This is a genomic window from Rhodopseudomonas palustris (genome assembly GCF_034479375.1).
Taxonomy (GTDB): Bacteria; Pseudomonadota; Alphaproteobacteria; order Rhizobiales; family Xanthobacteraceae; genus Rhodopseudomonas; species Rhodopseudomonas palustris_M.
This window is the reverse complement of record NZ_CP140155.1, coordinates 2,594,310-2,615,371: the sequence shown is the minus strand read 5'-3', so window position 1 is coordinate 2,615,371 and position 21,062 is coordinate 2,594,310. Positions and strand designations below refer to the sequence as shown.

Annotated in this window: 19 protein-coding genes; 14 read left to right on the top strand and 5 right to left on the bottom strand. The window is 67.2% G+C overall.

Going from position 1 to position 21,062, the window contains the following annotated elements; genetic code table 11:
* The first annotated feature begins 6 nt into the window (after nucleotides 1-6).
* The 3 genes from SR870_RS11810 to SR870_RS11800 all read left to right on the top strand — a co-directional run bounded on the left by SR870_RS11810 (nucleotide 7) and on the right by SR870_RS11800 (nucleotide 4,072).
* Nucleotides 7-2,313 (top strand): xanthine dehydrogenase family protein molybdopterin-binding subunit, encoded by a 2,307-nt coding sequence (locus SR870_RS11810; RefSeq protein ID WP_322518147.1) that lies wholly within the window; start codon nucleotides 7-9, stop codon nucleotides 2,311-2,313.
* A gap of 204 nt (nucleotides 2,314-2,517) precedes the next feature.
* Complete coding sequence (locus tag SR870_RS11805) at nucleotides 2,518-2,967, top strand: cytochrome c (RefSeq protein WP_322518146.1); 450 nt, start codon at nucleotides 2,518-2,520, stop codon at nucleotides 2,965-2,967.
* A 187-nt stretch (nucleotides 2,968-3,154) separates the two neighbouring features.
* Nucleotides 3,155-4,072 (top strand): c-type cytochrome, encoded by a 918-nt coding sequence (locus SR870_RS11800; RefSeq protein WP_322518145.1) that lies wholly within the window; start codon nucleotides 3,155-3,157, stop codon nucleotides 4,070-4,072.
* 10 nt (nucleotides 4,073-4,082) lie between these two features.
* Here SR870_RS11800 and SR870_RS11795 read toward each other — a convergent pair whose 3' ends face one another.
* On the bottom strand, nucleotides 4,083-4,328 hold the full coding sequence (locus SR870_RS11795) for an Lrp/AsnC family transcriptional regulator (protein WP_322518144.1): 246 nt from the start codon (nucleotides 4,326-4,328) through the stop codon (nucleotides 4,083-4,085).
* A gap of 155 nt (nucleotides 4,329-4,483) precedes the next feature.
* Here SR870_RS11795 and thiD point away from each other — a divergent pair, with 155 nt between their 5' ends.
* The 7 genes from thiD (at nucleotide 4,484) to SR870_RS11760 (ending at nucleotide 10,513) form a co-directional block, all read left to right on the top strand.
* Nucleotides 4,484-5,284 (top strand): bifunctional hydroxymethylpyrimidine kinase/phosphomethylpyrimidine kinase, encoded by an 801-nt coding sequence (thiD, locus tag SR870_RS11790; protein ID WP_322518255.1) that lies wholly within the window; start codon nucleotides 4,484-4,486, stop codon nucleotides 5,282-5,284.
* Between the two features lie 114 nt (nucleotides 5,285-5,398).
* Nucleotides 5,399-6,067 (top strand): guanitoxin biosynthesis heme-dependent pre-guanitoxin N-hydroxylase GntA, encoded by a 669-nt coding sequence (gene gntA, locus SR870_RS11785; protein WP_322518143.1) that lies wholly within the window; start codon nucleotides 5,399-5,401, stop codon nucleotides 6,065-6,067.
* The gene (locus tag SR870_RS11780; RefSeq protein ID WP_322518142.1) at nucleotides 6,064-6,663 is read left to right on the top strand and encodes an urea carboxylase-associated family protein; all 600 of its coding nucleotides are present in this window, start codon (nucleotides 6,064-6,066) and stop codon (nucleotides 6,661-6,663) included. Before gntA ends, SR870_RS11780 begins: the two co-directional genes overlap by 4 nt.
* Before the next feature lie 226 nt (nucleotides 6,664-6,889).
* Entirely contained in the window at nucleotides 6,890-7,546 is a 657-nt protein-coding gene (locus SR870_RS11775) for a class I SAM-dependent methyltransferase (RefSeq protein ID WP_322518141.1), read from the top strand.
* 54 nt (nucleotides 7,547-7,600) lie between these two features.
* On the top strand, nucleotides 7,601-8,398 hold the full coding sequence (locus SR870_RS11770) for a UDP-2,3-diacylglucosamine diphosphatase (protein ID WP_416221151.1): 798 nt from the start codon (nucleotides 7,601-7,603) through the stop codon (nucleotides 8,396-8,398).
* On the top strand, nucleotides 8,398-9,456 hold the full coding sequence (locus tag SR870_RS11765; protein ID WP_322518139.1) for a glycosyltransferase family 1 protein: 1,059 nt from the start codon (nucleotides 8,398-8,400) through the stop codon (nucleotides 9,454-9,456). The genes SR870_RS11770 and SR870_RS11765 overlap by 1 nt, the downstream gene beginning before the upstream one ends.
* 70 nt (nucleotides 9,457-9,526) lie before the next feature.
* A complete protein-coding gene (locus SR870_RS11760) occupies nucleotides 9,527-10,513 on the top strand; it encodes a threonine/serine dehydratase (protein ID WP_322518138.1) in 987 nt (328 codons plus the stop codon).
* A 353-nt stretch (nucleotides 10,514-10,866) separates the two neighbouring features.
* On the opposite strand, the gene SR870_RS11755 is transcribed toward SR870_RS11760, so the two are convergent.
* The gene (locus SR870_RS11755) at nucleotides 10,867-12,345 is read right to left on the bottom strand and encodes a hypothetical protein (RefSeq protein ID WP_322518137.1); all 1,479 of its coding nucleotides are present in this window, start codon (nucleotides 12,343-12,345) and stop codon (nucleotides 10,867-10,869) included.
* A gap of 27 nt (nucleotides 12,346-12,372) precedes the next feature.
* Here SR870_RS11755 and SR870_RS11750 point away from each other — a divergent pair, with 27 nt between their 5' ends.
* A complete protein-coding gene (locus SR870_RS11750; protein WP_322518136.1) occupies nucleotides 12,373-13,584 on the top strand; it encodes an MFS transporter in 1,212 nt (403 codons plus the stop codon).
* Here SR870_RS11750 and dgcA read toward each other — a convergent pair.
* Nucleotides 13,554-14,549, bottom strand: coding sequence for an N-acetyl-D-Glu racemase DgcA (gene dgcA, locus SR870_RS11745; RefSeq protein ID WP_322518135.1), 996 nt, complete (start codon nucleotides 14,547-14,549; stop codon nucleotides 13,554-13,556). The genes SR870_RS11750 and dgcA overlap by 31 nt on opposite strands.
* 103 nt (nucleotides 14,550-14,652) lie before the next feature.
* Between dgcA and SR870_RS11740 the strand changes: the two genes are divergently transcribed.
* From SR870_RS11740 to SR870_RS11730, 3 genes are all read left to right on the top strand, one after another.
* The gene (locus SR870_RS11740) at nucleotides 14,653-15,804 is read left to right on the top strand and encodes an ABC transporter permease (RefSeq protein WP_322518134.1); all 1,152 of its coding nucleotides are present in this window, start codon (nucleotides 14,653-14,655) and stop codon (nucleotides 15,802-15,804) included.
* 1 nt (nucleotide 15,805) lies between these two features.
* Entirely contained in the window at nucleotides 15,806-16,597 is a 792-nt protein-coding gene (locus SR870_RS11735; RefSeq protein ID WP_322518133.1) for an ABC transporter ATP-binding protein, read from the top strand.
* Nucleotides 16,598-16,714: 117 nt separating this feature from the next.
* The gene (locus tag SR870_RS11730; protein ID WP_322518132.1) at nucleotides 16,715-17,587 is read left to right on the top strand and encodes an MlaD family protein; all 873 of its coding nucleotides are present in this window, start codon (nucleotides 16,715-16,717) and stop codon (nucleotides 17,585-17,587) included.
* Between the two features lie 128 nt (nucleotides 17,588-17,715).
* On the opposite strand, the gene SR870_RS11725 is transcribed toward SR870_RS11730, so the two are convergent.
* Together SR870_RS11725 and SR870_RS11720 are read right to left on the bottom strand one after the other, a co-directional pair.
* Nucleotides 17,716-19,038 carry an HlyD family type I secretion periplasmic adaptor subunit gene (locus SR870_RS11725; protein ID WP_322518131.1) on the bottom strand — a complete coding sequence of 441 codons (1,323 nt, stop codon included), beginning with the start codon at nucleotides 19,036-19,038 and terminating at the stop codon, nucleotides 17,716-17,718.
* A 10-nt stretch (nucleotides 19,039-19,048) separates the two neighbouring features.
* Nucleotides 19,049-20,827, bottom strand: a complete 1,779-nt coding sequence (locus tag SR870_RS11720) for a type I secretion system permease/ATPase (RefSeq protein WP_322518130.1) — start codon at nucleotides 20,825-20,827, stop codon at nucleotides 19,049-19,051.
* Nucleotides 20,828-21,062: the final 235 nt, after the last annotated feature.

Genomic DNA, 21,062 nt, shown 5'->3' with positions numbered 1-21,062 from the left:
TGATCGATGGCTCCCACCAAATTCGGCGTCGGCCAGAGCGTCCTGCGCAAGGAAGACGATCCCCTGATCCGCGGCAAGGGCCGCTACACCGACGACTACGCGCCGCTCTCCTCCGCGCATGCGCTGGTGCTGCGCTCGCCGCACGCCCATGCGAAGTTCACGCTCGACGCCACGGCAGCGCGCAGCCTGCGCGGCGTGCTCGCGATCCTCACGGCTGACGACGTCGGCGATCTCGGCGGGCTGCCGTGCCTGTTCAACCTGCCCGACAATCCATTCAAGGGACCGGACTACGCAATCCTCGCCAGCGGCGAGGTTCGTCATGTCGGCGACGCGGTGGCGTTCGTGGTGGCGGATACGGTGGCGAATGCGCGCGACGCGCTGGAAGCGATCACGGTGGAGTGGACGCCGCTGCCGGCGGCGATCGGCGCCGCCAATGCGATCAAGCCCGGCGCGCCGCAGGTCTGGCCGGATCATTCCGGCAATCTGCTGTTCGACGCCGCGATCGGCGACAAGGCCGCAACAGAGGCCGCGTTCGCCAAGGCCCACGCCATCGCCGAGATCAATATCGTCAATCCGCGGATCGTCACCAACTACATGGAGACCCGCGCGGCGGTCTGCGAATACGACGCCAGGCGCGATCATTTCACGCTGACGATCGGCAGCCAGGGCAGCCACCGGCTGCGTGATATCCTGTGCCAGAACGTGCTCAAGATTCCGGTCGAGAACATGCGGGTGATCTGCCCCGATGTCGGTGGAGGTTTCGGCACCAAGCTGTTTCCGTATCGCGAATACGCGCTGCTGGCGGTCGCGGCGAAGAAGCTCGGCAAGACCATCCGATGGACCGCCGACCGCTCCGATCATTTCGTCGGCGACTCGCAGGGCCGCGACAACACCACCACCGCACGGATGGCGCTGGCTGAGGACGGCAAGTTTCTCGGCATGGACGTCGATCTGATCGGCGACCTCGGCGCCTATCTGTCGACGTTCGGCCCGTATATCCCCTATGGCGGCGCGGGCATGCTGCCGGGCCTCTACGACATCCAGGCATTTCACTGCCGCATCCGCACGGTGTTCACCCACACCGTTCCGGTCGATGCCTATCGCGGCGCCGGACGGCCCGAAGCGGCCTATGTGATCGAGCGCCTGGTCGATGCCTGCGCGCGAAAACTCGGGATGTCGCCCGATGCGATCCGGCGCAAGAACTTCATCCCGCCGCGCGCGATGCCCTACAAGACCGCGACCGGCAAGGTCTACGACTCCGGCGATTTCACCGCGCATCTGAAACGCGCGATGGAGATCGGCGACTGGAAGGAGTTTCCGAAGCGGGCCAGGGCGGCGAAGAAGCTCGGCCTGGTGCGCGGCATCGGGCTCGCGTCCTATGTCGAAGTCTGCGGCACGATGGGCGAGGAGACCGCCAAGGTCGTGCTCGATCCCGATGGCGACATCACGGTGCTGATCGGCACCCAGTCGAGCGGGCAGGGCCATCAGACCGCCTATGCGCAGATTGTCGCCGAACAGTTCGGCGTGCCGCAGGAGCGGGTCCGCGTCGTTCAGGGCGACACCGACAAGATCGCCACCGGGCTCGGCACCGGCGGCTCGGCGTCGATCCCCTCCGGCGGCGTCAGTGTGCAGCGGGCGACGCATCAGCTCGGCGAGCAACTCCGAGAACTGGCTGCGGACGCGCTGGAAACCAGCGCCACGGACCTCGAGATCAGTGACGGCTTGGTGCGGATCGCCGGCACCGACCGCTCGATCTCGTTCGCCGATCTCGCCAAGCGCCCCGGCGTCGACGCCTCGAAACTCAATGCCAGCGCGACGTTCTCCAGCGCCGACGGCACGTTCCCGAACGGCACGCATCTGGTCGAAATCGAACTCGACCCCGCAACCGGCAGGATTCATATCGTCAACTACGTCATTGTCGACGATTTCGGCGTCACGCTGAACCCGCTGCTGCTGGCCGGCCAGGTCCATGGCGGCACCGTGCAGGGCATCGGCCAGGCATTGATGGAGCGGGCGGTGTACGATCCAGACGACGGTCAACTCGTCACCGGCACCTTCATGGACTACGCGATGCCGCGCGCCGAAGATGCCGCGCCGATCGTCTTCGAGACCCACAACGTGCCGTGCACGACGAATCCGATGGGCGTGAAGGGCGCGGGCGAGGCGGGCGCGATCGGCTCGTGCCCGGCCGTGGTCAATGCGATCATCGATGCTCTGTGGCGCGAGTACAAGATCGACCACATCGACATGCCGGCGACACCGGAGCGGGTGTGGATGGCGATCCGCGAACACCATCGGCAGCACAGTCTCTGAGGCTGTTGACGATTGCGTGATCGCGAAGGCGGCATGGTACGATCGTGCAGGATTTTGTCGAGGTGCGGTGAGAGACCGCACCCGACTTGCTGTCATCTCTTTCCTGATATGGAATAATTCTATCAAGCTGGTGTTTACTGGAGTCGGGTCCGGTCGTCGGCCGGATCGGCTTCCTTTTTGACCCGAGCCCGTGGGAGATGGTGGATGTTGCGAGCAGTGATTGTGGCCGGAGCGTTGTTGCTGAGTGCGAATGCGGTGGTGGCGCAGCAGAACCTCGTCGACAGAACGCAGAAGCTGATGAAGGACAACGGCCGGAACATCATGGCGCTCAGCGCGATGGTGAAGGGTGACAAGCCCTACGACCAGGCCGCGGTGAATGCGGCGCTGAATCAGTTCGACGAAACCGCGAAAGAACTGCCGAAGCTGTTTCCGGAGAGCGTGAAGGGTCTCAAGGCGTTCGACAGTCAGTACAGCTCGTCGCCGAAGATCTGGACGGAGCGCGCCAAGTTCGACGCCGAGATCGCCAGCTTCGCCAAGGCGGTGAGCGACGCGAAGAGCAATGTCAAGGATGCCGCGACCTTGAAGACCTCGTTTCCGGCGATCGGCAAATCCTGCGGAAGCTGTCACGAATCCTTCCGTCTGAAGGACGGTTAGTTTTGTCGGCGGAGCGGCGCTGCGAGCGTCCGTGATTGCTGGAACCGGCCGTCTCCGTCTGACGGCCGGTTCGGTGCTTTGCACCGCTCTGTAGCGCCCATGAACGCCGCCTTGGCCGCCTTTGCTCGACGAGTCTCCGACGTGGCCACGTCGCGGCCGAGTTCTAACTTCGCGAAGAGGAGCGGCCGTGATTCGACGAGTGGGCCTGGCTGTCATTGCGATTGCGGTCGTTGCGGGAATCGCGCTGTGGTTTCTGACCGCGCCGGCAACGATTGCCGCGAGCGCGCTGCCATCGCGCCCCGCGAATCTCGCCAACGGCAAGACCGTGTTCGATGCCGCGGGCTGTGCGTCCTGTCACGCCACGCCGAATCAGGACGATCGGACCCGGCTCGGCGGCGGGTTGGCGATGCCGTCGCCGTTCGGCACCTTTCACGTCCCGAACATCTCGCCGGATCCGACCGACGGCATCGGCAAATGGAGCGAGGTGGAGTTCGTCAGCGCGGTGATGAAGGGCACGTCGCCCGACGGCGCGCATCTGTATCCGGCGTTTCCCTATCCGTCCTACGCTCATGCGCGACTCGACGACGTCCGCGATCTGTTCGGCTACGTCAAGACGCTGCCGGCGGTGGCCGGGCAGGCGCAGCCGCACGAACTGCCGTTTCCGTTCAGCCTGCGCCGCGCAGTCGGCCTTTGGAAGCTGCTGTTCTTCGATGAGACGACCTTCACGCCGGACCCGGCGCAGTCTGCGCAATGGAATCGCGGCGCCTATCTCGTCAACGGCTTCGGGCATTGCGCCGAATGCCATAGCCCGCGCAATTTCCTCGGCGGCATCGTGACGTCGCAGCGCTTCGCCGGCGGTCCCGATCCGGAGGGCAAGGGCTGGGTGCCGAACATCACCCAAAAGGGCCTGGACTGGAGCGAGAGCGATATCGCCTACTTCCTCGAAAGCGGCCTGACGCCGGAGGGAGACAGCGCCGGCGGCTCGATGGCGCGGGTGATCCGCAACACCTCTCAACTGAGCGCCGAGGATCGCGCGGCGATCGCCGTCTATGTGAAGTCGTTGCCGCCGGTCGACGGGCCGCCGCGCCCGTCGAGCAACAACTGAGACCTCCGCGCTATTTCGGGCCGAACGCCTTGAAGGTGATGATGGTGTGGGTGTCCTTGATGCCGGGGATCACCTGAACCTTCTCGTTGACGAAATGGCCGATGTCGGTGGCGCGGTCGACATAGAACTTCACCAGCAGATCGTAGTCGCCGGCGGTCGAATAAATCTCCGACGCGATCTCGGCTTCGGCGATCGCATTGGCCACCGCATAGGACTGGCCGAGCGCGCATTTGAATTGAACGAAAAACGGGACCATTGCTTGTCTCTCCAAGGACTTGGCTGGTCCATCAAACCCAAAACAACGGTTGTGGCAAGCCGGTGGCAAACTTGCGGCAGCTCCGGTCGCAGGCTACGACCCGTCCGGATCGGGCCGGCGCGCGGCTGCGGGCCTCGAATGATGCGAGCATGAGCATGGCAATTCCGATCGCCCTGACGATCGCAGGATCGGACTCCGGCGGTGGCGCGGGGATTCAGGCCGACCTCAAATCGTTTGCCGCCAATGGCGTCTACGGCGCCTCGGTGATCACCGCACTGACCGCGCAGAACACGCTGGGCGTGACCGGCATCCATCCGGTGCCGGCAGGGTTCGTCACCGCGCAGATCGATGCGGTGTTCAGCGATCTGGCGGTGGCCGCGGTCAAGATCGGGATGGTGTCGCAGCGGCCGGTGATCGATGCGATCGTCGCCGGTCTCGATCGCTGGTCGGCGCGCAACGTGGTGCTCGATCCGGTGATGGTCGCAACCTCCGGCGACCGGCTGATCGCGGACGACTGCGTCGATGCCTTGCGCGGCGCGCTGATCCCGCGGGCGCGGATCATCACCCCGAACCTGCCGGAGGCGGCGGCGCTGCTGGGCGAGGCGGTGGCGGCCGATCAGGCGGCGATCGAACGCCAGGGCGGCAAGTTGCTGGCGCTCGGCTGCGACGCGGTGCTGATCAAGGGCGGACACGGCGTCGGGCCGACCAGCACCGACTATCTGTTCAGCGCGGCCGGCATGCTGACGCTGGTGGCGCCGCGGATCGACACCCGGAACACCCACGGCACCGGCTGCTCGCTGTCGTCGGCGATCGCCGCGAATCTGGCCAAGGGCGAGGAACTCGACACGGCGGTCGGCCATGCCAAGGCCTGGGTCAGCGCCGCGATCGCCGCCGCCGACCGGCTCCAGGTCGGCAAAGGCCACGGCCCGATCCATCATTTCCACGCCTTCGACTGAAGCGGTCGCTCACCTGCGGCCCGGCGTCGGAGCGCATGGCAGATCTCCCTCGCAGGCCGCAAAACTCGGGCACCAAACCAAGGTGAGCGCGTTGGTGGCATCCAGGGAGCCCCGATGACGCCGCCGAGTTTAGAAGACGAATTTCGCAGCTTTATCCACGCCGCCGACTTTCCATGCGTCGGGGCGAAATCAGCCCTTGCGAAGGGAACATTGCATGTCCTGGTCGCTCGCGACCTTCGATCCAACTGGGACGATCGACGCATCTACGACGGCATCACGCGCGTCGTTCGCGGCTATCGGGCCGATCGCGCGCTGTTCCAGAGTTTCGCGGTGATCTTCGAGGGCCCGACCGATATCGACGAACGCATCTTCGAGAAGTTCCTGTGGGCGCGCGCGGAAAGTCTCACCAACAAGGATACCTGGCTCGGCAGGCCTCACGACGAGCGGGTGAGCAGCGATCCGGGCGATCCGCATTTTTCGCTGAGCTTCGGCGAAGAGGCGTTCTTCATCGTCGGCCTGCACCCGAACGCCAGTCGCCCCGCGCGCCGGTTCGAGCGGCCGGTGCTGGTGTTTAACCTTCACGACCAGTTCGAGCAGTTGCGCGAGATGGGCCGTTACGAGAGGTTGCGCGCGAAGATCATCGAGCGCGACGTCGCGCTGGCCGGCTCGCCGAACCCGATGCTTGCGCGTCACGGCGAGACTTCGGAAGCCCGTCAATACAGCGGCCGCGTCGTCGCCGAGCAGGAGTGGGTGTGTCCGTTCAATCCGGTGGAGCGCGTATGACCTCTCCGATCACGATCCCACCGCGCTCGGGGACGGCGTTTCGTCTCGCGAAGGGCGAGCATCTGACGGTGATCGACCCCGAAGGGGAGCAAGTATCCGATCTCGTCGTGTTCAATGCCGAGGATCTCGGTGAGGTGATTTCGTCCGGCCGGAGCCTCGACTATGCAAGCAAGCTGTATCTGACGACTGGAGACCTGATCTACTCCAACCGCAGCAATGCCATGTTGAGCATCGTCGAGGACACCGTCGGCCGACATGATTTCCTGCTGACGCCGTGTTCGAGAGAAACGTTCAAGATCATCTATCATGATGCAGATCCCCATCAGGGGTGCTTCGGGAATCTGGAAGCCGCGTTGGCGCCTTTCGGAATCGGCCCGGATGCTATTCCGGTGGCGTTCAACTGTTTCATGAATGTCGTGATCGCGCCGCAGACCGGTGTGTTCACGGTCGAGGCGCCCCTCAGCCGGGCCGGTGACTTCGTCAAATTTCGTGCCGAAATGGATCTCATCGTCGGCCTGACGGCCTGCTCGGCGCTTCAGTCCAACAACTACGCTTTCAAGCCGATCGCATATCGGGTTGATCAAGCAGGGTGCTGAGTCCGGGTGACAGGACAGGCCCTCGGCCTGTCCACGCCGGGTCCTCGATCTCTAGGTCCGGTTCCAACCGCCGCCGACCGCCGCACGGCCGGAACAGCCACGACTGGTCCGCCATTCCCCCTTCGACGAACGCCGCAGGGGGCAAGAGTCCTGTTGTCGCAGCAACGTCGCACTCCGCTGTTAATCCGGAAATCACTGATGAATTCCAGATTCGCGACGGACCAAGATGACGCCTGACCTCGACAAATCCCTGGTTGAAACCGCTTACGCCCGCTGGGCGCCGATCTACGACGCGGTGTGCGGGCCGGTGATGGTCAAGGGGCGCCGCGCTGCGGCCGCCGAGGCGCGGACGCAGGGCGGCAAGATCCTCGAAGTCGGCGTCGGCACCGGGCTGTCGTTCGACGACTACGATGCTTCGACCGAGATCACCGGGATCGATCTCAGCACGCCGATGCTGGAGAAGGCCCGGGCCAAGATGGCGACCGGTCGATATCCCTGGGTCAAGGAAGTGCGCCGGATGGATGCGCACGCCATGGAGTTCGCCGACGCGACATTCGACTGCGTCGTGGCGCAGTTCGTGATCACGCTGGTCGAGAATCCCGAACAGGTGCTGTCGGAGTGTCACCGCGTCGTGAAGCCCGGCGGCCGCATCATCCTGGTCAATCATTTGTATTCGGAAGTCGGCGTCGCCGCCGCGGTCGAGCGCTGGGCGGCCCAGAAGACGCGCGGATTGGGCCTGCGTCCGGAGTTTCCGTTCGCGCGGCTGCAGGCCTGGGCGCAGGCCAACAGCGACGCGATCCTGATCGAACGGCGCAAGATCAAACCGTTCGGCATCTACACGCTGGTGTGCTTCGAACGAGCCGGCCCCTCGCTGGCGGCGTGAAGCCACCGCATTGTCATTCGCTGCCGCGGGCAGCCTGGCATGGGATATAGACCGATGAGCGACGACGGTCCGGAACGACGTTTCCGCACGCTATTCATTTCAGACGTTCATCTCGGCGCGCGGGGCTCGCAGACCCATCTGCTGCTGGATTTCCTCCGCGTCCACGACGCCGATACGATCTATCTGGTCGGCGACATCATCGACGGCTGGGCGCTCAAATCGAGCTGGTACTGGCCGCAGTCGCACAACGACTTCGCGCAGAAGCTGCTGCGCAAGGCGCGCAAGGGCGCGCGCGTGATCTACATTCCCGGCAACCACGACGAGTTCCTGCGCTCCTATTATGGCACGCATTTCGGCGGCATCGAAGTCGCGGAGACCGCGATCCACACCGGGGTCGACGGCCGCCGCTATCTGGTCATCCACGGCGACATGTTCGACCTCGTGGTGCAGAACGCGCGCTGGCTCGCCCATGTCGGCGACAAGGCCTACGATCTCGCGATCCGGCTGAACCGCATCGTCAATGCGTTGCGGCGCTGGTTCGGTGTGCCTTACTGGTCGCTGTCGCAATGGGCCAAGCACAAGGTCAAGAACGCGGTGAACTACATCGGCGCGTTCGAGCAGACGCTGGCGCAGGAAGCGCGCCGCCACGGCACCGAGGGCGTGATCTGCGGCCACATCCACACCGCCGCGATCCGCGACGATCACGGCATCCGCTATATGAACTGCGGCGACTGGGTCGAGAGCTGCACGGCGCTCGCCGAACACGAAGACGGCCGGTTCGAGATCATCACCTGGACCGATCCCCTGAAGCGCAACCTTCCGGTGCCGACGGTCGCGGCGCGTGCCGCCTGATGCGCATCCTGATCGCGACTGACGCCTGGCATCCGCAGGTCAACGGCGTGGTGCGGACGCTGACGATGATGGCCGAGGCGGCGAAGTCGCTCGGCGCAGAGGTCACGTTCCTGACGCCGGAGACCTTTCCGACGGTGCGGCTGCCGAGCTACCCGGATCTGCGGATCGCGATCCCGAGCCCGGCCAAGGTCGCGCGCATGATCACCGCCGCGCAGGCCGACTGCATCCATATCGCCACCGAAGGGCCGATCGGCCTGGCGGCGCGGCGCTATTGCCGCAAGCGCGGCCTGCGCTTCACCACCAGCTTTCACACCCGGTTTCCCGAATACGTCTCGGCGCGGGCGCCGATCCCGGAATCCTGGGTGTGGTCGCTGCTGCGCTGGTTTCACGGCGCCAGCCACGCGGTGATGGCGGCGACGCCGGCACTGGCCGACGAGTTGCGCGGGCGCCGCTTCCGCAATGTGGTGCTGTGGCCCCGTGGCGTTGATGCCGGCTTGTTCCATCCGCGTGACGGCGCCGATCTCGGCCTGCCGCGGCCGGTGTTCCTGTCGGTCGGCCGGGTTGCGGTCGAGAAGAATCTCGAAGCCTTCCTGTCGCTCGATCTGCCCGGCACCAAAGTGGTGGTCGGCGACGGACCGGCGCGGGCGGCGCTGGAGCGCGACTTCCCGCAGGCGGTGTTCCTCGGCGCGAAGCAGGGCGAGGCGCTGGCGCAGGTCTATGCCGCCGCCGACGTCTTCGTGTTTCCGAGCCAGACCGACACTTACGGGCTGGTGCTGCTCGAGGCGCTGGCGAGCGGCGTGCCGGTCGCGGCGTTTCCGGTGACCGGCCCGCGCGACGTGATCGGCGACGCCCCGGTCGGCGTGCTCAGCGACGATCTGCGGCAGGCCTGCCTCGGCGCGCTGAATATCTCGCGCGACGCCTGCCTCGATTTCGCCGCCGACCACACCTGGGCGGCCTCGGCGCGGGCTTTCATCGACAACGTCACCCGGGTCTGGATGATGGACCCCGGTCAGGCGCTGGCGGAATCGGACACCAAGGCGCGGCGTCTGGTGGCGTGAACAGGCAAGTCGCCTGGGCTCAAGGCAACGTGCATTGCCGCGCTGCAGCGGCCTGCGGTACTGTCGGCCCATGATGGATTCAGTCTCGTTCCCGATCACCGCCGCGGATATCGACGCGGCGGCCGATGTGCTCGCGCCCTATGCGGTGCGCACGCCGCTGCTGACCTCGCCGGCGCTCGACGCCGCCACCGGGGCCCGCGTCTTTCTGAAGCCGGAGATGCTGCAGAGGACCGGCTCGTTCAAGTTTCGCGGCGCCTTCAACAAGCTGTCGTCGATCCCGCAGGCGGCGCGGGGCGGCGGCGTGGTGGCGTTCTCGTCCGGCAATCACGCCCAGGGCGTGGCTGCTGCGGCGCAGATCCTCGGCATGCGCGCCACCATCGTGATGCCGGCCGATGCGCCGGCGTCGAAGCGCGAGCGCACCAAGGGCTACGGCGCCGAGGTGGTGCTGTACGATCGCGACCGCGAGGACCGCGAGGCGATCGCGCGCGATATCGCAAGCTCCCGCGGCGCGACGCTGGTGCCGCCCTATGACGACGCCAAGGTGATCGCGGGGCAGGGGACAGTTGGCCGCGAGATCGCCGCAGACCTCGCCGCGCTCGGCGTCGTGCCGGATATCGTGGTCGCGCCGGCCTCCGGCGGCGGCCTCGTCGCCGGCACCGCGGTCGCGGTGACGACGCGCTTTCCGGAAGCCGCGGTGATGTCGGCCGAGCCGGAGGCGTTCGACGATCACGCCCGCTCGATCGCCGCCGGCCGCCGCGAGCCGCACAAGGCAGAGGGCCGCACCATCTGCGACGCGCTGATGGCGTCGATCCCCGGCGAACTCACCTTCGCGATCAATCAGCAGCTTCTGACACGTGGCGTCACCGCATCCGACGCCGAGGTGGCCAGAGCCGTGGCCTTCGTGTTTCGCGAATTGAAGCTGGTGGTCGAGCCCGGCGGCGCGGTGGCGCTGGCGGCGCTGCTGGCCGGGCATATCGATGCCCGCGGCAAGACCATCGCGATCGTGCTGTCGGGCGGAAACGTCGACGCCGACCTGTTCGCGAAGCTGATCGCTTAGACCAAGTTCGTCATTGCGAGGAGCGAAGCGACGAAGCAATCCAGAATCTCGTGCTCGGCGCACTGGATTGCTTCGCTTCGCTTCGCTCGCAATGACGGGGATAGGGCGATGATCTTGCGCCCTGCGTTTTCGGTCAGGCTCTGAGGAGCCCGGCGAAGCCGGGCGTCTCGAAGGATGCGGCGACGCAGTGCCGACTGGGCATGGTTCGAGACGGCGCTTCGCGCCTCCTCACCATGAGGTTGTGCCGGTGGTGAGCGTCCCGGACCGGCAGTGCCAAAATTCTATCGAAGTCAGCACAGCTATCGAGCGGGAAACGATTCGAAAGCGTCACCCCGCTCCCGGCGAGGCGCGGTTCAGGAGAAGAACGCCACCTTCTCGGCCTGGCTCATCCGTCGCAACGGCGCCAGCACGTCGCTGCGGGACTGGATCGGATGGCCGATAAGGCCGCTGGCGAGCAGGGCGGCGCCGAGCGACGGCGATGCCGGCGCAGGGGCAGCCATCGCCATGGCAGGGGGAGCCATGGCAGGAGCTGCTTCGCTCGTTGCGGCCATTGCCATTGCGGGCGCGACGGCGTGAGTCATCCCGGACGCCGACATCGACGCATCAGCCATCGACGCATCAGCCATGGGCTGCGGCGTGTCGAGGCGGTCGTCGCGCTCGCCGATCTCGAAGCTCGCCACATCGATGGAGGGCGCCGTCGCCGCTATGGAGGAATCGGCGTCCGCGGCATCGTGCGGAGCTGCCACTGCGGCCGCGAGGCTTTCGATCTCGGACGGTTCGCCAGCGATCAGGCTGGCGGCGGCCGCCTGTTCGGCCTCGGCCTGTGCGGCGGCGGCCGCGGCTTCGAGTTCGCCGGGCTCGGGCGGCTGCGGCGCCGACATTTCCATCGCCACCAGGTCCAGCATCGCGTCGACATCCGCGGCCGGCTCCTCGGCGGCCTCGAAGGACGGCTGGACGAAGGACGGCTGATCGACCGACACCGCAGCTTCGGCAGCGTTGCCGGACTGCATGTCCTGAGCCTCGACAAACTCGACTTCGTCGGTCTCGGCCGCCGTGACGATCGTCAGGCCAGCCTCGGCGGGTGCTTCCTGAGCGATTGCGGCGGCCGGTTCGGTCATGGCCGCCGGAGCATGCACGTCCGCCACCCGCTCCGCATGCGGCCGCGCTGCGGCTTCCGGCATTTCGCCGTCGGCGATCGGGGAGGCCGGCTCGTCCCGGTCGGCGCGCCGAGCATCGTCCCGGCTCTCGCGAGCGACCCCGGCGAGGTCGTGGATGCGGTCGAGCAGGCCGTCGAACGCCGCCGTCACCGCCGCACCGTCGATCTCTGCGACCAGGCGGTGGCCGGCATCGATCGCCGTCACCTGGGTGTCCAGCAGGTTGCAGATGCGGATATCGGCGCCGCATTCGCGCAGCGTCCACGACACCTCGCGGATGATGCGTGCGCCGTCATGCGCTGCCGCCAGCACCGCCTCGTTCTCCAGTCCGACGATCGCCCGCGCGACGCCGGCGCGGGCCTCGCCGACGATCGCCCGGATCGCGACGAGTGATTCGGCGATGGACGGTCCGCCGTTCTGCTTCTGCGCGGCGAGATTCTGCTCGATCCGCGCCACCGCATCGAGCACCATGCGGGTATCGGCGTTGCGGTTGCGCTTGGCGTATTCGCTCAGAAACCACCGCCCGCGCGAGGTTTCCATGAAGGCTTCGCGGATCGCGTCATAGTCCGCCTCGTTCGGCATCGCCGGACGAGCGGAGATCGGCGACAGTGCGAATGCTTCTTCGGCCATCAGGGACTCATTGCGCAAATCACTGCGCGTCACGATAACGATCACCACGAACCGTGCTGAATCGCAATTGAATTGATGTCGCCCGAATCACAAATCCCCACCAGAACAAGGGCTCCGAAGCGATTCGCGGCCGGGCTCGCGGTATTCTACGCGACGGTGTTCGGCATCGTCGGCGCCTATCTGCCGTTCTTCACCGTGTGGCTGAAAGCGATCGGCATCGAAGCGTCCTGGATCGGCGTGATCGTGGCGGCCCCGTCGATCACACGCTTCACGGTGCTGCCGTTCGTCACCGCCGCGGCGGAACGGCACCACGCGCTGCGCGCCGCACTTGTTATCACCGCCATCGTCACGACGCTCGGCTTTATCTGCCTCGGACTGCTACGAGGGCCGCTGGCGATCCTCGCGGTGTTCGTCGTCACCGCCTGCGCCTGGACGCCGATGGTGCCGCTGACCGACGGCTACGCGCTCAAGGCGGTGACGCGGTTCGGCCTGAACTACGGGCCGCTGCGATTGTGGGGCTCCGCCGCCTTCGTCGTCGGCGCGCTGGTGAGCGGCGTGCTTTCGGACCTGATCGCGCCCGAGCACCTGATCTGGGTGATCGCAGCCGCGGCCGGACTCTGCGTGATCGCCGCCTTCGGATTGCAGCCGCTCGACGCCCCGGGCGTCAGGCCGGCCGCGCCCGCGCGCCCGGTGAGGCTGCTGCGCAACCCGGCCTTTCTGGCGATCATCATTGCCGCCGGGCTGATCCAGGGCAGCCATGCCGCGTACTACACGTTCGGGTCGATCGTCTGGCAGGCGGCGGGCTACGGCGGCATGACGATCGCGAGCCTGTGGATCCTCGGCGTGCTCGCCGAGATCGTGGTGTTCGCGCTGTCGCCGCGTCTGACGCTGTCGCCGGCGCTGATGATGCTCGGCGGCGCGCTCAGCGCCGTGCTGCGCTGGCTGATCACCGCGCAGGATCCGCCGCTCGCCATCCTCGTTCCGGTGCAGTTGCTGCACGGGCTGACCTTCGGCCTGACGCAACTCGGCACCATGGGACTGCTGGTGCGCCACGCGCCCGGCCATGTCATCGCCCGGGCGCAGGGCTATTTCGTCGCCTGCTCAGGCCTCGCGATGAGCGGCGCGGCGATGCTGTCCGGCCTGCTGTTCGCGCGCTACGGCCTCGCGGTGTACGACCTGATGGCGGTGATGGCGCTGACCGGCGCGGCGGTCGTCGCCGTCTGGCGTCGCCGGCTCGATGCGCAACCGGCGGGCGATCAGCCCCACAACGAGCGCTCGGGCGGATAGACGATGCTGCCGTCGTAGCGCAGGCCGTCGTCGCGGTCCTTCGCGAGCAGCAGCGGGCCGTCGAGGTCGACGAAGCGGGCCTGCGGCGTCAGCAGCATCGCCGGCGCCATCGCCAGCGAGGTCGCCACCATGCAGCCGACCATGATGTCGAGGCCGAGCGCGCGGGCGGCCTCCGCCATCGCCAGCGCCTCGGTGACGCCGCCGGTCTTGTCGAGCTTGATGTTGACGGCGTCGTAGCGGCCGCGCAGGGCCTCCAGCGAGGCGCGGGCGTGAACGCTCTCGTCGGCGCACACCGCGATCGGCCGGCGGATCTGCGCCAGCGCCTCGTCGCGCCCCGCCGGCAACGGCTGCTCCACCAGCGTCACCCCGGCGTCGGCGCAGGCGGCGAGGTTGCGGGCGAGATTGTCCGGCGTCCAGGCCTCGTTGGCGTCGACGATCAGTTCGGCGCGGGGCGCGGCGCGGCGGACCGCGGCGATCCGGGCATCGTCGCCGTCGCCGCCGAGCTTGATCTTCAGCAGCGGGCGGGCGGCGGCTTTCGCGGTGGCCTCCGCCATCGCCTCCGGGGTGCCGAGCGAAATGGTGTAGGCGGTGGTCGCCGGACGCGGCGCGGCGCTGCCGAGCAGCTCCCAGGCGCGCCGGCCGCTCAGCCTGGCCTCGAGGTCGAGCAGCGCGCAATCCAGCGCATTGCGCGCCGCGCCAGGCGGCATCGCGGATTGCAGCCCGGCGCGGTCGAGGCCCTGGCGCAGCGGCTCGCGCATCGCCTCGATCGCCGCCAGGGTGGTCTCGGGCGTTTCGCCGTAGCGGGCGTAGGGAACGCATTCGCCGCGGCCGGCTTGTCCGTTGCGGCTGATCTCGGCCGTCACGACGACAGCCTCGGTCTTGGCGCCGCGGCTGATGGTGAAGGCCCCGGCGATCGGCCAGCGCTCGATGCGTGCAGTCAATTGGGTCGGATTGATGGAAGTCATTCGGATTTCTGGCAAACTCAAACCGAGGGTTGCCCGGCGCAACTAAGTATGGCTGGTAGTGCGCCTTCCTCACAAGTCGTATTGAACTCCGGATTGGCTCAAAATGGCACAGCAACTGGCATTGGACGGTGGTCCGACGCTCGAACGGATCGCGCGGGGCGACGGGCTGGCGCTGTGCGCCGCCGGTTCCTGGACGGCGAAGTTCGCCCCGATGCTGGAGCGCATTGTCGCAGACGCCGAGCAACTGACCGGGACGCGGCCGAATATCTTCATCGATGTTTCCGAAGTTGTCCGGCTGGACACGTTCGGCGCCTGGCTGATCGAACGGCTGCGCCGCAATCTGACCCAGGACGGCGTCGAGGCGAAGATCGCGGGCCTGTCGGCGAACTATGCGAGCCTGGTCGACGAGGTCCGTCAGGTCGAGCCGGCCCCGCCGGATGCGTCACCGGGGCGCGGGCTGCGGGCACCGATCGAGAAACTCGGCCGCACCATGTACGCGTTCGGCGACGATATCGTCGCGCTGATCAGCATGTTCGGCGCGGTGCTCGCCGCCTTAATCCGGGCGATCCTGCACCCCTCGACCTTCCGGCTGACCTCGACGGTGCATCATCTCGAGCAGGTGTGCTGGCGCGCGGTGCCGATCGTCGTGCTGATCACCTTCCTGATCGGCTGCATCATCGCGCAGCAGGGTATCTTCCATTTCCGCCGGTTCGGCGCCGACGTGTTCGTGGTCGATATGCTCGGCGTGCTGGTGCTGCGCGAGATCGGCGTGCTGCTGGTGGCGATCATGGTCGCGGGCCGCTCGGGCAGCGCCTACACCGCCGAACTCGGCTCGATGAAGATGCGCGAGGAGATCGACGCGCTGCGCACCATGGGGTTCAATCCGATCGACGTGCTGATCGTGCCGCGGCTGGTCGCGCTGCTGCTGGCGATGCCGATCCTGACCTTTCTCGGCGCGATGGCGGCGCTGTACGGCGGCGGGCTGGTGGCGTGGCTGTACGGCGGCGTCGATCCGGAGGCGTTCCTGCTGCGGCTGCGCGACGCGATCTCGATCAACCACTTCACCGTCGGCATGATCAAGGCGCCGGTGATGGCGCTGGTGATCGGCATCGTCGCCTGCGTCGAGGGGCTGGCGGTGAAAGGCAGCGCCGAGTCGCTCGGCCAGCACACCACCGCCTCGGTGGTGAAAGGGATCTTCTTCGTGATCGTGATGGACGGCGTGTTCGCGATCTTCTTCGCCTCGATCGGGATCTGACATGGCGGATGCGGCAAAGGCAGTTGCGGCGCAGGCGTCCGATCCGATCATCCGGGTCCGCGACGTCTCGGTGCAGTTCGGCGCTACGAAGGTGCTGAACGGTCTCGACCTCGACGTCCGCCGTGGCGAGATCCTCGGCTTCGTCGGTCCGTCCGGCGCCGGCAAATCGGTGCTGACCCGGACCATCATCGGGCTGGTGCCGAAGCTGAGCGGGCAGATCGAGGTGTTCGGCGTCGACCTCGACGCCGCCGGCGCGGCCGAGCGGCGCGGCATCGAGCGGCGCTGGGGCGTGCTGTTCCAGCAGGGCGCGCTGTTCTCGTCGCTGACGGTGGGGCAGAACATCCAGTTTCCGGTGCGGGAATATCTCAAGCTGTCGCAGCGGCTGCTCGACGAGATCACCATCGCCAAGCTGGTGATGGTCGGTCTCAAGCCGGAAGTGGCCGATCGCTACCCGTCGGAACTATCCGGCGGCATGATCAAGCGCGTGGCGCTGGCCCGTGCGCTGGCGCTGGATCCGGAACTGGTGTTCCTCGACGAGCCGACCTCCGGCCTCGACCCGATCGGCGCCGGCGAGTTCGACGAACTGGTCCGCACCCTGCAGCGCACTTTGGGTCTCACCGTTTTCATGGTAACTCACGACCTCGACAGCCTCCATACCGCCTGCGACCGGATCGCCGTGCTGGGCGACGGCAAGGTGATCGCGGCCGGATCGATGGCCGATATGCAGGCGTCGCAGCATCCGTGGCTGCGGTCGTATTTCCACGGCAAACGCGCCCGGGCGGTGGTCGGCTAGGCGATGATCAATCCCGATCGGTTTCGCAGTATTTCAGAGGTGTGCGCCGCTTTGAGTCCGCAATTCGCGCGCAAAGCGTGCGGGCGGACGGCGCCGGACGTAGTTGGAGTTGGTTGAATGGAAACGCGAGCGAATTACTTCCTGATCGGCGTGTTCACCCTTTCGGTGATCGCTGCGGCGTTCGGGTTCGTGCTCTGGTTCCAAAGTCTCCACTCCACCAAGGCGCGCAGTCCGCTCCGGGTGGTGTTCGAAGGCGCGGCCTCGGGCCTGCGCAACGGCGGCAGCGTCAATTTCAACGGCGTCCGGGTCGGCGAGGTGATTTCGGTCAAGCTCGACAATCCCAAGCGCGTGGTGGCGCTGGCGATGGTCGAGAACACCGCGCCGATCCGCAAGGACACGCTGGTCGGCCTCGAATTCCAGGGCCTGACCGGCGTCGCCGCGATCTCGCTCAAGGGCGGCATGGAGAGCGCGCCCCCGGTGCCGCTCGACGACGACGGCGTGCCGGTGCTGACGGCCGATCCGGAACTGCTGATGGACATCTCCGAGTCGGTGAAGGCGACGCTGCGCAACGTCAACAAGGTGGTCGCCGAGAACGCGGAGTCGGTGAAGGAATCGCTGCACAATCTGCAGACCTTCACCTCCAGCCTGGCGCGAAGCTCGGACAAGATCGACAGCATCATGGCCAAGGTCGACGGCGTGATCGGCAAGACCGACAGCGTGATGCAGGGGATCGACGCGCTCGCCGGCGGCAAGGACGGCGGCGAACTGTTCCAGGCGGTCAAATCGTTCCGCGAACTCGCCGACAATCTCGACAAGCGCTCCAGCGCGCTGATCATCGACGGCCGCCGCACGCTCGGCGACATCAGTCGGGCGATCAACAATTTCGACCGCAATCCGACCCGCGTGCTGTTCGGCCCGAGCAACACCGCGCAGCAGGCGCCGCCGCCACCGACGGCCGAGCCGCCGCGCCCGCCGCGGCGACGGCAGTAGCCACGGCCGGTCTGTTCAGGGGGCGGTGCTCAAAACGAGACCTTTCGGCGGACGCGATGCCCACCAGGCCACGCGTGCTTTCGCGAGGGGCAGACGACGTCGACACCTCGGTCGCGCCCGGATGAGAACTATTTTTGCCGAAATGCGCGGGCGAGCTGGTCTTCCAGCGGCTTGCGCAAATAGGCGAAGGCCGTTCTCACGCCGTTCTGGATGAAAGCCTCGACCGGCATGCCCGGCACCAGTGCTTTCCCTTCGAGCTTGGCGAGTTCACTGGCGGCCAGGCTGATACGCGCCACATAATACGCGGCTCCCGATTGCGGATCCTTGGTCAGGTCGGCGGCAATCCGGGTCAGCGTTCCGTCGAGCTCCGGCGTGATCGCGGCGTCGAAGGCGCTGAAGCGAAGCTTGGCGGTTTGTCCGAGCCTGAGCCGGTCGATCATCTGCGGATCGACCCTGGCCTCGACGACCAGCGCGTCCTTCGGCACGATCAGCATCAACTGCTCGCCCGCGGTGATCACGCCGCCGACGGTGTGGACCGACTTCTGGTGGACCAGCCCGTCCTGCGGGGCGCGCAGCACCACCCGGTCGAGCTGATCGAGCGCTGCGATCCGGCGCTCGCCGAGATCGGCGAGCTTGGTTTCGACGTCGCGAAGTTCGGTCGCGACTTCGCGGCGCTGGTCCTGGACCAACTGGATGATCTGCAGTTCGGTCTCGGTGATCCGGCCCCTGGCGCGGGCGATCTCGGCGATCAGCTGGCCGTCCTCGCCGCTCAGGCGGGAGGCCTCGCGCTCCAGGGTGGTGAGGCGTGCATAGGGCACCAGATTCTTCTCGAAGAGCTGCCGCACCCCCTCGAGCTCGGTCTGGATCCAGCGAGTCTGCTCGCGTTTCGACGCAATCTGCGCTTCGAGGCCGCGAATTTCGTCGGCGATCTGCGCCTTGCGTTCGCGCAATTGCGACTGCTGGCCGTTGATCGCCTCGCGCCGGCGGGCGAACAGCGTCGTCTCGCCCTCGATCATTTCGTCGATCACGGCGACGCCGTGGCGTGCGGCGATGTCGGCCGGAATCAGCAAGTCGTCCTTGCCGCCCTGTTCGGCCTGCAGGCGGGCGCGCCGCACCCGGAGTTGATTGAGCTGGTTCTCGATCAGCGCGAGGTTGGCGCGCGACATCGTCTCGTCGAGCCGGACCAGCATGTCGCCGGCATGCACCACGTCGCCGTCGTTGACGTAGATTTCGGCGACCACGCCGCCGCTCGGGTGCTGCACCCGGCGCACATTGCTGTCGACCACCACTTGCGCCGGCGCGATCACGGCGCTGGCGAGCGGCGCCGTCATCGCCCAGACGCCGGCGGTGGAGGCCACGATCACCAGCGCGGCGACGCCGAATCCGGCGGCGCGCCGAATATCGCGGAACGGATCGCTGCGGCCGGCCTCGGGTGGAGCAGGTGTGGTCATGTCGAGATCCTCAACTGACGGCGGCGGCCGGCGGCGGGCGCGTATCGGGCACCGCCTGCAACGCCGCTCCGCCCGGCGCCGGATGAGCGGCCAGCGACTTGCGCAGCACTTCGTCCTTCGGCCCGAACGCCTGGACCTGGCCGCCGGCCAGCGTCAGCACCAGATCGACCGCGGCGAGCGCCGCCGGCCGATGCGCAATGACGATGGCGATGCCGCCCCGGGCGCGGACACGCCGGATGGCATCGGTAAGCGCGGCGTCGCCCTCGGCGTCGAGACTGGCGTTGGGCTCGTCGAGCACCACCATGAACGGGTCCTGGTACAACGCGCGCGCCAGCGCGATCCGCTGCCGCTGGCCGCCCGACAGGGTCGCACCGGCTTCGCCGATCCGCATCTCGAAGCCCTTCGGCAGCTTCAGGATCATCTCGTAGGCGCCGGCGGCCTTCGCCGCAGCGATCACCGCGGCCTCCTCGATCTGCGGATCGAACCGCGCGATGTTCTCCGCCACCGTGCCGTCGAACAATTCGACGTCCTGCGGCAGATAGCCGATCATGCTGCCGCGAATGTCCGCCGGCCATTGATCGAGCGTGGCGCCATCGAGGCGAATTTCGCCGCGTGCGATCGGCCAGATGCCGACCAGCGCCCGCGCCAGCGTCGACTTGCCGGCGGCGGAGGGGCCGATGATGCCGACGGCCTGTCCGGCTTCGAGCGCGAACGACGCGTTCTGCACGATGGCGGAGGTGCCGCCGGGTGCGGGGATCACCACCTGCTCCACCGTCAGGCGATGGATCGCGCGCTCGGGCGCGACCTCCGCGGTCGGCGCGCCGCCGTCCCGAAGAGCGACACGCAGGCGCTGCCAGGCCTGCCGGGCGCCGAGAAACGGACGCCAGATCGAGATCGCCAATTCCACCGGCGCCAGCGCGCGGCTGCCCATGATCGACGCGGCGATCATCACGCCGCCGCTGGCGAGCCCTTCGATCACCAGATAGGCGCCGAGGCCGAGCAGCGCCGACTGCAGCATGAAGCGCAGCGTCTTCGACAAGGCGCCGAGCGAACCGGCGATATCTGCGTTGCGCTGCTGAGCAGCGACGAGTTCGTCGTTCGCCGCGCCGATCCGCCCGATCATGCGCTGCTCCATGCCGAGCGCCGCGACGATCTCGGCGTTGCGGCGGCCGGCTTCGAGCTGGACGCCGCGGACCGCGCCGCTGCGCGAGGCCTCCTGGGTCGGCGCCCGCGTCAGCACTTCGGCGAGCAGCGCGATTCCGAACAGCAGGATCGCGCCCGCGACCAGCGTCCAGCCCAGATAAGGATGCAGCAGGAAGCAGCCGGCGACATACAGCGGCATCCACGGCAGGTCGAACAGCGTCGTCGGGCCGAGCCCGGACAGAAACGAGCGCACCGAATCCAGATCGTGCGACAGTTGAAGTCCGCGATTGGCGGCGCCGCCGCGCAGCGGCGCGCGCAGGATGTGGCAGACCACGGGCCGCCACAACGCGGCGTGCAGGGCCGATCCGATCCGGGTCAGAATGCGCTGGCGCAGAAGATCGAACAGACCCTGCAGCGCATACGCCGCCGCCACCGCGATCGACAGCGCCACCAGGGTCGGAATGCTGTGCGATGGAATGACCCGATCGTACACCTGCAGCATATAGATGGAGCCGGTGAGCATCAGCACGTTGAGCACGGCCGAAAACAATCCGACCGTCAGGAATGCAGTTCGGCAGGACGCGATCGCGGCGGACGGGAGGTCGCGGGACGCGGTCGTTGGCCCGGATGGCGTTGATGCGGTCATGTTACTCAACTGAAAACGACGCCGAACCGTCGTGTCGGATGTGGTCGGCGTTCGTTAGCGACCTTCCGCGTCAACCACATGACAGGTCGACGAGGGCGATCGACGTTGCCGGCGCGTCGCCGGCCGCGGCTGCGACGAAACGCCGCCGTCGCGCGGGCGGCGACGCGGCGACACGCGCTCATCGGACCAAGCCCCGGTTGCGTAGTACGACGTACTAATCATCCGCTCAACCGAA